The 15,035-nt window shown below is 40.8% G+C and carries 10 protein-coding genes; 6 read left to right on the top strand and 4 right to left on the bottom strand.

What is annotated here, in order from left to right; genetic code table 11:
* Positions 1 to 36: 36 nt before the first annotated feature.
* Positions 37 to 1,563 (top strand): fumarate hydratase, encoded by a 1,527-nt coding sequence (locus ACN6OV_RS03415; protein ID WP_427949658.1) that lies wholly within the window; start codon positions 37 to 39, stop codon positions 1,561 to 1,563.
* A gap of 92 nt (positions 1,564 to 1,655) precedes the next feature.
* Here the strand turns inward: ACN6OV_RS03415 and ACN6OV_RS03410 are convergent, their stop codons facing one another.
* The 4 genes from ACN6OV_RS03410 to tig all read right to left on the bottom strand — a co-directional run bounded on the left by ACN6OV_RS03410 (position 1,656) and on the right by tig (position 6,003).
* On the bottom strand, positions 1,656 to 2,369 hold the full coding sequence (locus tag ACN6OV_RS03410; RefSeq protein WP_427949656.1) for a DUF2846 domain-containing protein: 714 nt from the start codon (positions 2,367 to 2,369) through the stop codon (positions 1,656 to 1,658).
* A 161-nt stretch (positions 2,370 to 2,530) separates the two neighbouring features.
* A complete protein-coding gene (clpX, locus tag ACN6OV_RS03405; RefSeq protein ID WP_427949655.1) occupies positions 2,531 to 3,841 on the bottom strand; it encodes an ATP-dependent protease ATP-binding subunit ClpX in 1,311 nt (436 codons plus the stop codon).
* A 29-nt stretch (positions 3,842 to 3,870) separates the two neighbouring features.
* Positions 3,871 to 4,476 carry an ATP-dependent Clp endopeptidase proteolytic subunit ClpP gene (clpP, locus tag ACN6OV_RS03400; RefSeq protein WP_078192707.1) on the bottom strand — a complete coding sequence of 202 codons (606 nt, stop codon included), beginning with the start codon at positions 4,474 to 4,476 and terminating at the stop codon, positions 3,871 to 3,873.
* Positions 4,477 to 4,671: 195 nt separating this feature from the next.
* Positions 4,672 to 6,003 carry a trigger factor gene (gene tig, locus ACN6OV_RS03395; protein WP_427949654.1) on the bottom strand — a complete coding sequence of 444 codons (1,332 nt, stop codon included), beginning with the start codon at positions 6,001 to 6,003 and terminating at the stop codon, positions 4,672 to 4,674.
* A 272-nt stretch (positions 6,004 to 6,275) separates the two neighbouring features.
* On the opposite strand from tig, the gene ACN6OV_RS03390 reads away from it, so the two are divergent.
* The 5 genes from ACN6OV_RS03390 to leuA all read left to right on the top strand — a co-directional run bounded on the left by ACN6OV_RS03390 (position 6,276) and on the right by leuA (position 14,958).
* Complete coding sequence (locus ACN6OV_RS03390) at positions 6,276 to 8,486, top strand: TonB-dependent receptor domain-containing protein (protein ID WP_427949652.1); 2,211 nt, start codon at positions 6,276 to 6,278, stop codon at positions 8,484 to 8,486.
* A gap of 302 nt (positions 8,487 to 8,788) precedes the next feature.
* The gene (locus ACN6OV_RS03385) at positions 8,789 to 11,038 is read left to right on the top strand and encodes a TonB-dependent receptor (protein ID WP_427949650.1); all 2,250 of its coding nucleotides are present in this window, start codon (positions 8,789 to 8,791) and stop codon (positions 11,036 to 11,038) included.
* A gap of 128 nt (positions 11,039 to 11,166) precedes the next feature.
* A complete protein-coding gene (locus ACN6OV_RS03380; protein ID WP_427949648.1) occupies positions 11,167 to 11,850 on the top strand; it encodes a Fe2+-dependent dioxygenase in 684 nt (227 codons plus the stop codon).
* A 38-nt stretch (positions 11,851 to 11,888) separates the two neighbouring features.
* Entirely contained in the window at positions 11,889 to 12,992 is a 1,104-nt protein-coding gene (locus ACN6OV_RS03375; RefSeq protein ID WP_427949646.1) for an alpha-hydroxy acid oxidase, read from the top strand.
* Between the two features lie 268 nt (positions 12,993 to 13,260).
* Positions 13,261 to 14,958: a 2-isopropylmalate synthase gene (gene leuA / locus ACN6OV_RS03370; RefSeq protein ID WP_427949645.1), complete on the top strand. Its 1,698-nt coding sequence runs from the start codon at positions 13,261 to 13,263 to the stop codon at positions 14,956 to 14,958.
* Positions 14,959 to 15,035: the final 77 nt, after the last annotated feature.

The following is a 15,035-nucleotide window of genomic DNA, read 5'->3' as shown; positions in this document are numbered from 1 at the left end:
GCCCGCTAGCTATCAGCCCGCTCAAGAGATATTTGTATGACAACTATTATCAAGCAAGATGACTTGATCACATCGGTTAAAGATGCGCTTCAGTTCATTTCTTACTATCACCCTCAAGACTTCATCCAAGCGATGAGTCGTGCGTATGACCGTGAAGAAAACAAAGCGGCTAAAGATGCGATCGCGCAAATCTTAATTAACTCTCGTATGTGTGCAGAAGGACATCGTCCAATCTGCCAAGATACCGGTATTGTAAACGTATTCGTTGAAGTGGGCATGGACGTTAAATTTGATTTAACGATGAGCTTAGACGACGCGATTAACGAAGGTGTACGTCAAGGTTATTTAGAAAATTCAAATATCCTTCGTGCATCTGTACTTGCTGACCCTGCTTTCGGTCGTAAGAACACCAAAGACAACACCCCTGCTGTGATCTATCACAAACTTGTTCCGGGTAACAAAGTTGATATCACCGTTGCTGCAAAGGGTGGCGGTTCAGAAAACAAATCTAAATTGGCAATGCTCAACCCATCTGACTCAATCGTAGATTGGGTACTTAAAACTGTTCCGACGATGGGTGCAGGCTGGTGTCCTCCTGGTATGTTAGGTATCGGTATTGGTGGTACTGCTGAAAAAGCCATGATGCTTGCTAAAGAAGCATTAATGGAAGAATTGGACATGGACGAATTGCTTCGTCGTGGCCCACAAAGCAAACTTGAAGAACTTCGTATCGAAATTTTCGAAAAAGTAAATGCTTTAGGAATTGGTGCTCAAGGTCTTGGTGGTCTAACTACAGTTCTCGACATCAAAATCAAAGATTACCCATGTCACGCTGCGGGCAAACCAGTTGGTATGATTCCGAACTGTGCTGCAACACGTCACGCACACTTCACTCTAGATGGTTCAGGTGTTGCTCACATTATCGCCCCTAGCCTTGATGACTACCCTGAAGTTACTTGGGATTCTTCATCTTCTAAACGTGTTGACCTTGATAACATCACACAAGAAGAAATGAACTCATGGCAACCAGGCGACACGCTGCTACTTAACGGTACAATCTATACAGGTCGTGACGCTGCGCACAAACGTATGGTGGACATGTTAAACAAAGGTGAAGAACTTCCTGTCGACCTTAAAGGTAAATTCATTTACTACGTTGGTCCTGTTGATCCTGTCGGTGATGAAGTAGTTGGTCCTGCTGGCCCAACAACTGCAACACGTATGGATAAATTCACACGTCAAGTGCTTGAATCGACTGGTCTTTATGGCATGATCGGTAAAGCAGACCGTGGTCCTGCTGCCGTTGAAGCGATTAAAGATAACCAAGCAACTTACTTGATGGCTGTTGGTGGTGCTGCGTACCTCGTATCAAAAGCGATCCGTGAAGCTGAAGTTGTAGCATTTGCTGACCTAGGTATGGAAGCAATCTACAAATTTGTCGTAAAAGATATGCCAGTATCTGTTGCTGTAGACGTAAACGGTACTTCGGTACACGCGACTGCACCAAAAATCTGGCAAGCAAAAATTGGTAAAATTCCAGTAGTAGACGCTGCTGCGGGTTAATTTCACCACAATAAAAGAGCACCCTTATTGGGTGCTTTTTTATTGTTTATACAACCAGATCATAGATAAATTTAAAATTTTATTTCAACCATTTACCATGTCAGTGGATTCCATAACTTAAAAGGTTTGGTCAATTGAACGTCCTCAGCAGGATCATAATCTGGTGCTTTTAACTTTTGCACACTCCTATGCACCTTCCCTGAATTTTGATCTTCTGCGACAAAGTTAAAACTATTGGATTTTAATTCAGTAAATGCAATTTCATTGCGTCCAACTTTTTCTGGCATCAGTAAGATAGGACCAGATACACTACGTTTACTGGCTAAATTTTCTTCATCATATTTAATAAAATAAGACTGCCTAGCTTCAACCTCGAAATCTAAATATTTCGGTTTCTGAAAATGATTAATCCCCAATGGCCGACTGCTTGAAAGACGATAGTTACCAGCAGGCAACTCCACCCAATAATAATGATTATTCAATAAACTCGGAATCCGCTCACCATTTAAGAATAGGCTGCTGGCAACAATTTCCTGTCGATTCCATTTTGAATCTGGACGGTATAAATACACCACAGCAGCCTGATCATGCTGTGGTTTGATTTCCTGAAAATATTGACCGTGCTTTTGATTGACCCAACCACCAATCGTAAACATCCCCAAACGATATTGTTCGATATGCCCCGGTACACTTGCGGGGTCCACCGGTTTAAGTGTTGAAGCCAACTGAGTATTTTCAATTGAAGATTTTCCATGGCAACCCAATAAAGCTAGGCTGCTTAAAAGTAGAATTAAGACTCCACGCATGATTATCCCTCACTGCGTCTTTTTTATTTTAGATCTTTTGTTTTAAGTTTTAGCTTTCAGGCATCCACGCCATCTTGCTGAGATTAACATTGCATTTTTATTTTTGGCAATAAAAAACGTGTGCAAACTCTCGATTTACACACGTTTCAGACGAACAGCGATTAGGCAGATTTAGAGTTTACAACTTTCAAATCTGACTTAGGCGCTACTGCTTCTTCTTTTTTTGGCTGACGCTCTGCTTTAAATTCTGGTGCTGCTTCACCATTAATCACAGCTTCATTCACTACTACTGTCCCTACATCATTACGACTTGGTAAGTCGTACATAGTTTCAAGTAATGAATTTTCCAAAATTGAACGCAAACCACGTGCACCAGTATTACGATCCAAGGCTTTTTTCGCCACAGCGCGCAGTGCTGAATCTTCAAAGACTAAGTCGACATTTTCCATATCGAATAAGTATTGATATTGACGAGTTAATGCATTTTTCGGTTCAGTCAGAATCTGCATCAACGCTTCTTCATCCAACTCATCCAAGGTTGCGATCACCGGCAAACGACCAATAAATTCTGGAATCAAACCAAATTTTACAAGGTCAGCTGCTTCAACTTGACGAAACAAGTCAGACAACTTTTTGGTTTCATCTTTTTTACGTACTTCTGCAGTAAAGCCAATACCACCTTTTTCCTGACGTTGTTGCACGATTTTCTCTAAACCAGAGAAAGCACCGCCACAAATAAACAGGATATTCGAGGTATCAATTTGAATGAACTCTTGCTGCGGATGCTTACGACCACCTTGGGGTGGAATCGATGCAACCGTACCTTCGATCATTTTCAATAAGGCTTGCTGAACACCTTCACCCGACACATCACGCGTAATCGATGGGTTTTCAGACTTACGAGTAATCTTATCGATCTCATCGATATAGATAATGCCTTTTTGCGCTTTTTCGACATCGTAGTCTGCTTTTTGAAGCAGTTTCTGAACAATGTTCTCAACATCTTCACCGACATAACCCGCTTCCGTGAGTGTTGTCGCATCAGCCATTGCAAAAGGCACATCAAGCAAACGAGCAAGGGTTTGCGCAAGTAAGGTTTTACCTGAACCTGTTGGTCCAACCAACATAATGTTACTTTTTGAAAGCTCAATACCATCTTCAGGTTTTTTACCCGTTGTACCGACTTTTAAGCGTTTATAGTGGTTATAAACGGCAACAGACAAGGTTTTCTTCGCGATATCTTGCCCAATGACATATTGGTCAAGTGCAGCACGAATTTCATGGGGCTTGGGTAAAGGACGAGTTGCCCAGTCATTTGATTCAACTTGCTGACTGGTCTGAACTAGGTCAAGACATACGTCCACACACTCATTACAGATGTACGCGTCCTCACCTGCAATCAGTTTCCCGACTTCAGACTGCGTTTTACCGCAAAATGAACAATGCTTTTGTCCTTGAGGATGTTCGGACATATTCACTCCAATAATTAATTCTTTAAAACTTATGGGCGTTTAGATAAAACTTCGTCCACAAGACCGTATTCTTTTGCAGCTTGCGCTGTCATAAAGTTGTCACGGTCAGTATCTCGAGCAACAGTTTCGTAGTCTTGACCGCTATGCTCTGCCATTAAACGGTTTAAACGTTCTTTAATGAATAGAATTTCACGTGCATGAATTTCGATGTCCGATGCTTGACCACGGAAACCACCCAGTGGTTGGTGAATCATGACACGGGCATTTTCAAGACAGTAACGTTTACCTTTTGCACCTGCATTGAGTAAGAACGCACCCATAGAGGCTGCTTGTCCCATACAGTAGGTGACAACATCAGGCTTAATGAATTGCATGGTATCGTAAATTGCCATACCTGCAGTCACTGAACCACCTGGTGAGTTGATATATAAATGAATATCTTTATCTGGGTTTTCTGCTTCTAAAAACAACATTTGCGCAACAATTAAGTTAGCCATGTTGTCTTCAACTTCACCGGTTAAAAAAATCACACGTTCACGCAAAAGGCGTGAGTAAATATCAAAAGAACGCTCGCCACGAGAAGATTGCTCAACCACCATGGGTACTAGTGCGTTTTCAATTGTTGGAACATACATACTTTATTTATTCCTAAATTTTTCTGACTCAACTCATAAATCACAATATGAGGGATATTTGTCAAAATTGCAAAAGTTTCCCAATTAAATAACAGATATTTTTTTCATAAGCATTGTGAAATCAGGACAACTTATTTGGGGACGAATTCCGATAAAAAAAGGCGCTTAACGCGCCTTTTTTTTGAAAGCTAAGAATTAGCCTTGTTGACGAGCTTGTTGCTCTTTCAATAAATCTTCATAACTAACTTGAGTATCAGTGACTTTAGCTGAACCCAAGATGAAGTCTACAACTTGGTCTTCTAAAATTACTGATTCGATTTGAGCGCGTTGCTGTTTATCGTTGTTGAAGTATTCGATTACTTCTTTAGGATCTTCATAAGAAGAAGCCATGTCTTCGATGTATGCATCAACACGTGCAGCATCAACTTCTAGTTTAGCGTCAGCCAATACTTTGCTCACCAATACGCCAAGTTTCACTGATTTTTCAGCTTGCTCTTTGAACAGGTCATCTGGAAGCATGCTTGAATCAAACGCTTTAGCGCCTTGAGCACCAAACTGTTGAGTGAACTGTTGGATCATTTGTTGACGTTGACGGTCAATTTCTTGAGCAACCATTGCTTCTGGAAGTTCAACTTCGTTCGCTGCTACAAGCGCATCAAAAGTTGCACCTTTCACTTGGTTACGAAGACCGTTTTTCACTTCACGTTCCATGTTGTTACGAACGTCAGCTTTAAGTTTTTCAATGCCTTCTTCTTCAGTTAGACCGAAGATTTTTAAGAATTCAGCATCAACTTCTGGAAGCTTTTGTTTTTCAACAAGCTTAACAGTGATTTTGAATTGAGCAGCTTTACCCGCTAAGTTTTCAGCTTGGTAGTCTTCTGGGAAAGTTACATCGATAACTTTCTCTTCGCCTTTCTTCATACCAACGATGCCGTCTTCGAAGCCAGGGATCATACGACCAGAACCTAGAACAAGTTGGAAGTCTTCAGCAGCGCCGCCTTCAAACTTCTCACCGTCAACAGTACCTTCGAAATCGAAAGTTACTTGCATGTCTTTTTTAGCCATGCCTTTTGTTTCAGTCCAAGAAGCACGTTGTTTTTGAAGATTTTCAATCATCTTCTCAACGTCTTTGTCGTCAACAGAAGTTGCTTTACGTTCAACTTCAAGACCTTCAAACTTCACTTCAACTTCTGGATAAACTTCTACAGTTGCTTCATAAACTAAAGCATCATCTTTCATTTCAGTTTTTTCAATGTTTGGCATGCCAACAGCATTGATTTTTTCTTGTTGGATTGCTTCGAATACTGTGTCACGAATGATGTCGTTAACCACTTCTTGGTAAATACCCGCGCCATATTCACGACGAACAACGTTTACAGGCACTTTACCCGGACGGAAGCCGTTGATCTTCACAGTTTTGGCAGTGCGTTTCAAGCGAGCTTCAAACTGCTCGTTAATACGGCTCGTCGGTACAGATACATTTAAACGACGGGCAACGCCCGAAACCGCTTCAGAAGTTACTTGCATGGCTTCCTCGATATTTTGTTAATAAAACAATTTAAAAAAAAGTGCCACATTATATGACAACAATTCAAGATATACAAAAAAGGATTATAACACCATAAATTCAAGCTTTGCTGTCCTTATTCTTTTTAGGTATTTGCGGTAACTTCAAAAGAAATATTAATTATTTCCCCTAAGCATTATTGCAAATGATAAGCTTTCTCATTATTATTCTTAACGTTAATTTTTTAATTTATTTTCATATATTTATCTTATCCATATTTGGAATTTTTTTTATGAGTAATTTTAATCTCAACCCACTTTCTGCTGCTTTAATTGGGGCAATAGCAACTATCACAGGTTTTGCCCATGCTGAAACTGATAGTGCTCAAGTACAACAAATGGAAACCATTGTTGTTTCTGCTGCCGGCTTTGAACAAAAAATTAAGAATGCACCTGCTTCAATTACCGTAATTACAGCTGAAGACTTAAAAAATAAACGAATCACATCCGTTGCAGACGCATTAAGTGATGTAGAAGGTATTGATATTAGTCCTACAGCAGGGAAAACCGGCGGATTAAATATTCGTATTCGTGGTATGGACGCCGAATATACTTTGGTTTTAATTGATGGACGCCGACAAAATAGTACAGGTGACATTGCCCCTAACGGATTTGGTGAATCGAATAATAGTTTTATTCCACCCGTTTCTGCGATTCAACGCATCGAAGTCATCCGCGGACCAGCTTCCACTTTATATGGCTCTGATGCAATTGGTGGTGTAGTCAACATCATTACCAAAAAAGTTTCACCAGAATGGACAGGTTCAGTCACTTTAGAAGGCACAGTACTGCCAAACCACTCAGACTTTGGTAACCAACGCGCTGTCGACGCATTTTTAACAGGGCCGATTATTCAAGATTTATTGGGTTTACAAATCCGTGCACGTAAAGCGGAACGTGATCAATCAGATTTAATACGTAGTGATGACGATGATACTGGCACTGAACTCAGTGGCGGAAATAGCCCAACTAAATCAGATCTAGAAACTATCGGTGCTCGCTTAACCCTGACACCGCACAGCGATCATGATATTTCAGTTGAATATGAAAAAACTGAACAATGGTATGACAATAGCAAAGGTCAATTAGGTACTCTTGGCGCGAATGGCGGTTATGGTAATGCTCAAGAATACAACCGTGAGAAAATGATCCTCGCGCATACTTGGAATAATGCAATTGGTAAACTTGAGTCAAGTATTATCAATACTCAAACAGAAACGGTTGGACGTTTAATTCCTGCACGTGCACAAGGGATGTCAACCGCCATGACTCCTCGTGTATTAGAAAGTGAAGATACAATTTTTGATACTAAATTTACCACTCAATATTTTGATGACCACAGTATTACTTTGGGCAGTCAATGGTGGGAAGCCAGTATCAGTGATGGTTTACGTGTAAAAAAAGAAGTTGCTTTTGAGCAATTGGGTTTATTTGCCGAAGATACTTGGTCGCTAAACGACAATCTTGCATTAACACTTGGTCTTCGTTATGACGACCACGATACGTTTGGTGACTTTTGGACGCCACGTGCATATTTGGTCTGGAATGCACATGAAAACTGGACGTTCAAAGGTGGATATAGTGAGGGTTATAAAGCTCCACGTTTGGAACGCTTAACTGACGGTGTGGTCAATGTCAGTGGTCAGGGGCGTACGCCAACTTTTGGTAACCCAAATCTAAAACCTGAAACCAGCAAAAACTTTGAGTTTGGTACATATTTCTCTACCAATCATAATTTTGACTTCAATATTACGGCTTTCTTTAGCCAAATCGAAGATAAAATCATGACGGGTAATAAGGAAATTAGCTGTAATACTGATAACACAACGACTTCGGGTATTAATTGGTCTAAAGCGGATTGTGAGGCTTTCATGGCATCAGTTGGAACGCCATGGGTGATGGATTATAACCGTGGTACACCAGATTCATGGAATGTGACTCGTCCTGTGAATGCCGAAGAAGCTGAAGTCTATGGTATAGAAGCTGGTTTAAATTGGGCATTTGCTGATAATTGGAAATTTGGACTGAACTACACGTGGACTGAAACTGAAATTAAAGATAGTAGTTTAGGCAATCCTGTACTTAATGACACACCAGAACATATGGTCAATGCTTCGCTTAAATGGCAAGCTGCTGACTTTGTGAATTTATGGGCACGTGGTGAATATCGAAGTGAACGTGCACGTTTCACCTCAACCTATGACAATCTAACTGCAGCGAATCAACAGGTTTATGATGCCCTAGGCGACTACAAGGAATACGCATTATTACATGTCGGTTCAAACTTTAATGTCACGCCGAACTGGGATATTGGTGTTGCTCTGTACAACGTCTTTGATAAAGACTTTAACGACTATGAGAAAGTCGCAAATAGCTATTACAACCGTTATAGCAATACTCAAGAAGGCCGCCGTGTCCAATTAAGTACTACTTTTAAGTTCTAAAGTTAATCTGCTAAATAAATAACCTGCTTCGGCAGGTTTTTTACATCAACAATTTACGATTTATTCTTATTTAATTCACAATCATGTCTATATTCATAATCTCAATCAAACAAACAAACATAACTTATTTTTTCAATATTCAATAAAAACATTAGCTTAATTTTAGTTTGTTATATCATTACATTAAATACTACTATCACATTTTAATTATTCATCGTGATTTACAATCGTATAAAGATGAAAGAACAAATAAGAATCATTATTATTCGCATACAAATTCATTATTCCAAATCAGGTTTGAAATGGCCTTCATCAAAACACGTAAGAAAATTGTTTCTTCAGCAATTGCTTCGTCACTTTCCGTTATTGCTGTAAATGCAATCGCACAAGATCAAGTCACTCAACTTCCAACTATTAGCCAAGAAGTTGCTGCTGAAAAGGCGCCGAGCTTTAAAGTTGATAAATCAGCAAGTTCAAAATTTGTTGCCCCGCTCCTTGATACACCAAAATCTGTTTCAGTAATCTCAAAACAACTATTAGAAGACACTCAAGTCACTACACTTGCAGATGCTCTTCGTACTGTACCTGGGATTACATTAGGTGCAGGTGAAGGTGGTAACCCAAATGGTGACCGTCCATTTATCCGTGGCTATAACACTGAAAGTTCGATGTATATCGATGGTGTGCGCAACTCAACATCACAAAACCGTGAAATGTTTGCTGTAGAACAAGTTGAAGTCACTAAAGGTTCAGCATCTGCAATGGGCGGTGCAGGCACTGTTGGTGGTAGCATCAACATGATCTCAAAAGTGGCAAAAAAAGGTGACTTTTTAGAAGGTTCTGTTGCAGGCGGTACAGATAACTATCAGCGTATTACACTTGATGGTAACAAAGATTTTGGCAATGGAATCGCGGCTCGTGTCGCTGTGATGGGACATCACAATGAAAAAGCGGGTCAAGATGATGGTGCCGAATATAAACGTGCAGGTATCGCACCAAGTATTACTTTTGGTTTAGACACCCCTACTCGCGCAACTTTAAGCTATTACTACTTAAAATCGGATGATACACCTGATTCAGGTATTCCTTACTGGGATGCTGGTTTAGGTAAACCCCAAGGTAAACCTGCCGATGTTAAACAAGGAACCTATTATGGTTGGAAAGACCGTGACTTCCAAAAACAGGAAAACCAAGCAGGTACAATCAAGTTAGAACATGATTTAACTGATAACTTGACCCTTACGAACACTGCGATGTACAGCAAATCTAAAAATGATTACGTGTGGACGAACCCAGATGACTCAAAAGGTAATGTAGCAAATGGCAAAGTTTGGCATCGTCTAAATTCAGCAATTACCGATAGCGATACCTTTACTGACCAATTGGCATTAACAGGTAAGTTTAACACTGGTGCAATTAAACACAGCTTTAATGCTGGTGCTGAATATAGTAAGCAAGAAACCGATAAAGGTGGCTATAACATCATCGATAAAAATGGCAAAGTGTCGACTACAGGCTTCTTTAGTGACTGTTCTGATCTTTCAACCAATTGGTGTACTTCTCTCAACAATCCAACTCAAAAACCATTCTTAGATCGTTTAGAAGCACGTCAAGATTTTGATGCCACTGTGGAAAGTACTTCGGTTTATCTCTTAGATAGCATTGAATTTACACCAAAATGGCTACTTGATTTAGGTGTACGTTGGGACAAGTTTGAAGCAGAACAAAACTTCCGTGCAACTTCTTCTGCTGCGGCATTTACAGCCAACAATGATTCAGACTTTTTCACTTACCAAGCAGGTGTCACATTTAAACCTGTTGAAAATGGTTCGATCTATGCAAGTTATGCAACATCTGCAAGTCCAGTTGGGTTAAATGCAGGTTGGGGTGATAACAGCGAAACCATCAATGCAAATAACCAAATGATTGATCCTGAAGAAGCACAAACTTTTGAGTTAGGCACAAAATGGGATGTATTAGATGATCGTTTGAATTTAACCGCTGCGATCTTCCGTACTGAAAAACAAAATACACGCGTACAACTTGACCCAACAACATATGCCAATGTGGGTGAAAGCAAAGTTGATGGTGTTGAACTTAGCATGAATGGTAAAATTACAGATAAGTGGGATATATCTGCTGGATATACTTATCTTGACAGTGAATTAACCAAAAATGGTAAATCTTGCCGTGGTTCAGGTGCATCAGCGACATGTACTGACAACAGCATTTACAATGGCAATCAAATGCCAAACGTACCTAAACAAGCAGCAACTTTATGGACAACTTATAAAGTATTACCACAGTTAACGCTTGGTGGTGGTGCTGTTTACTCTGACAAAGTGTATGGTGATGTTGCAAACATTAAATGGGCCCCATCTTATGTCCGTTATGATGCAATGGCACGCTACGATGTAAATAAACAAGTAAATGTTCAATTAAACGTGAACAACTTGTCTGATAAACGTTATTTCACCAAAGCTTATGCATCTCACTATGCAACTGAAGCTGAAGGCCGTAGTGCGGTATTGTCTTTAAACTTCAAATACTAATTTATGCTAAAAGCCATAAATTAATTATGGGTTTGGTTTAAATAAGATAAAATAGCCTCTAAGATTAGAGGCTATTTTCCATTCAATACACATTACAAACTTGTTCATCCATATTTCAAGGTGTTGAAATGATCCATCACATTCCAAACGTACTGAGTCAAGAACAAGTCGCCTACTTTCGTGCTGAAATGGCCAAAGTAGAATGGATAGATGGTCAAAAAACCACAGGTTCACTGGCTAAAAATGTAAAGAACAATCAACAATTGGATGTCGAGCATCCACTATCGCAGCATTTGGGCGATATTATTTTGCATGCATTGTCACAACATGCACTATTTACCTCGGCGGCACTGCCTTTACATATCCTGCCACCTTATTTTAATCGTTATGAAAATGGCGAAACCTTTGGTTTTCATGTCGATAATGCAATCCGCTGGATGCCGAGTTCAACGCAACGCATCCGTACCGATTTATCCTGCACCATTTTCCTCAGTGAGCCAGAAGAATATGAAGGCGGTGAACTTGTAGTGGAAGACACGTATGGTTATCACGAAGTCAAACTGCCGGCGGGTGATTTAATTTTGTATCCGTCTACCAGTGTACATGAAGTCACGCCTGTTACTTCAGGTTGCCGTACCGCCTCATTTTTTTGGCTGCAAAGCATGATTCGTGAAGATGCGAATCGTCATATGCTATTCAATCTTGATCAAAGCATTCAAAATTTACGCATGCAGCTCGGCGATGCGCACGCAGAAGTCGTGAAACTCACTAGCCTATATCATAATCTGCTGCGTAAATGGGCTGAAATCTAAGCGTCAAAAACAAAATACAAGGATGCATTGGGCTTGCTATGACTGATCAAAATATTCTGCCTCCATTGACTCAAATTCCCGCCTACTTACAAACCGTGGCGGATTATGAGGTCGAAGCACAAAAGCATCTTTCGGATATGGTGTGGCAGTATCTGCAAGGTGGTTCCATGGATGAGCACAGTGTCCGTGACAATCTTGCACAATTTGCTCAAATTCATTTATTGCCGCGTATGCTCAAAGATTTAACTCAAGGCCATACTGCGATTGAAATTTTGGGGCAAACTTTCCCACATCCAATTTTTGTCGCTCCGATTGGCCATCAGCAACAGTTTCACCCTGAAGCAGAAGCTGCAACTGCACTGGCAGCCGAAGTTTTGGGTAGCAATATGATTCTCAGCACCTTTAGCAATACTGATATGCGTATGCTCAAACAAGAAAATCCTTACAAATGGTTTCAACTGTATTGGCAAGGTACGCGGGAAAAATCCTTGGCCTTGGTTCAAATGGCCGAAGCACAGCATTTCAAAGCAATTGTTGTGACCATTGATTCGCCACATACCGGGATTCGAGATCGAGAACGTCGAGTATTTTTTCATTTACCCGAAGGCATGCAGCATCCTCACACCCCTACCCATATTCCTTTGCCAGCGTTAAATCAAGGCGATCATCCGGTTTTTCATGGTCTGATGAAAATTGCGCCCACTTGGGAGGATATTGCTTGGCTGAGCGAACAGACGTCGTTACCGATTATCCTCAAAGGCATAGTCAATCCACATGATGCCCAACTCGCTCTACAACATGGAGTGCAAGGCATTATTGTATCCAATCATGGTGGACGGGTGCTCGATGGCTGCATTCCTCCTTTAACTGCGTTGCAACTGATTAAAAAAGTAGTGCCGACTGATTTTCCAGTTCTCTATGATGGTGGGATCCGTCGCGGCTCCGATATTTTTAAAGCGATTGCTCTGGGCGCATCGGCCGTTTTGGTCGGTCGTCCATGCATTTATGGTTTAGCCACCGCAGGCGCTTTAGGCGTAGCGCATGTACTGAAAATTTTAAAGGAAGAATTTGAGATTACGATGGCTTTAATGGGAACGGCTACCGTAAGCGAAATCACGACAGATTATATTTTTCAAAAATAGCGTTTTTATAGAAAAATATTTTCCATAAACAAGCACCCAACGCAAAAATAGGAAAATATTTCCGGAATACTTAGACTAATATTTAGTTATAGATTTACAAGTCAAACGGTAAAGCTAAGTCATGTGAATCCTAAAGGATTTATTGCGACTTTCGACTAAAGACTCCGAAATGAAACTTGTAAATGGTTAGAATAGACACAATCTATATAAGTAGTACCTTGCCGTTTATCCACGACATTTAGCTGATGGTGCTATAAGGAGTTTTCACATGATGTTGGCAGATCCAAGCAAAAAATATCGTCGCATGTACCAACGTGTCGACTTACCAGACCGTCAATGGCCGAACAATGAAATCAATAAAGCGCCAATCTGGATGAGTACCGACTTACGTGACGGTAACCAAGCGATCTTTGAGCCAATGAACATTGAACAAAAGTTCAAAATGTTCCAAATGCTTGTGAAAATTGGTTTCAAACATATTGAAATCGGTTTCCCTTCTGCATCGCAAATCGACTTCGACTTTACCCGTTTGCTGATTGAAGGCGGTCATATCCCAGATGACGTTTACATCGAAGTTTTGGTTCAAGCGCGTGACCATTTGATTCAGCGTACTTTTGAATCATTGCAAGGTGCGAAACGTGCCATCGTGCATATTTACAACTCAAACTCTCCAACATTCCGTAATAAAGTGTTGAATGTGGATGTTGCAGGCGCGAAACAATTGGCGATCAATGCAGCAACCAAAGTCAAAGAATATGCAGCAAAACAGCCTGAAACAGAATTTGTTTTCCAATACAGCCCTGAATGTTTCTCTGCAACAGAATTAGAAGTCGCAAAAGATGTCTGTGATGCTGTAACTGAAATTTGGGAAGCATCACCAGAAAACAAAGTGATCTTGAACTTGCCTGCAACGGTTGAAGTATCGGGTCCAAACGTCTATGCCGACCAAGTCGAGTGGATGCACCGTAATATTGAGCGCCGTGATGGCGTCATCATTTCGGTACACTGTCATAACGACCGTGGCTGTGGGATTGCCGCTTCTGAGTTAGCGATCATGGCCGGTGCAGACCGTGTTGAAGGTTGTGTATTCGGGAATGGTGAACGTACTGGTAACGTGGACGTGGCAGCGATTGCCTTGAACATGTATACCCAAGGTGTTGCGCCAAACTTAGATTTTTCAAATATTAACGAAATCATTTCGACCATTGAAGAGTGCACAGGCTTGCCGGTACACCCTCGCCACCCATATGCGGGCGACTTGGTCTTCACCGCATTCTCTGGCTCACACCAAGATGCGATCAAAAAAGGTTTCGAGTTCCAAAAGAACGAAGAAATTTGGGATATGCCGTACTTACCAATCGACCCGAAAGATTTGGGCCGCGACTATGACGCTGTGATTCGTGTCAATTCACAGTCAGGTAAAGGTGGTATTGCCTACTTGTTAGAATCAAATTACAACGTGGTATTGCCTCGTCGTATTCAAATTGAATTCTCACAAATTGTGCAGCAAAAAACCGATGAAGACGGTACTGAGATTTCTGCACAAGCGATTTGGACGTTGTTTAAAGACACTTATGTTGCAGCGAAAGATGCACATTATGCTGCCAAAAACTATCGTTTACACGATGAAAATGGCAAGCAAGTCATTGAGCTTGATGTTGAAATCAATGGTGAAACACAGCAATTGCGTGGTGAAGGTAACGGTCCGATCTCTGCAATCTTGAATGCATTGCAATTGCCAATCGACGTATTGAACTACGAAGAACGCAGCATTAGCTCAGGCGCACATGCCAAAGCTTTGGCCTTGATTGAACTTCAAGTGAAAGGTACAGGTAAATCTGCATTTGGTGCAGGTGTACATGACAACATCGTGACGTCTTCGATTGAAGCGATTATTGCCAGCACCAATCGTTTGATTGACCAAGGTGTTTTAAGCACTGAGCAATTAATTGCGGCAGCTGTCTAATTCAATACGATAAATCATAAATAGCAGTAAAATGACTTTAGAAGGATACCCTCAAGTGGTATCCTTTTATTATTCAT

Origin of the sequence: Acinetobacter sp., assembly GCF_050285345.1 — a bacterium.
Classification (GTDB): Bacteria; Pseudomonadota; Gammaproteobacteria; order Pseudomonadales; family Moraxellaceae; genus Acinetobacter.
This window is presented reverse-complemented; position numbering and strand designations above follow the sequence as displayed.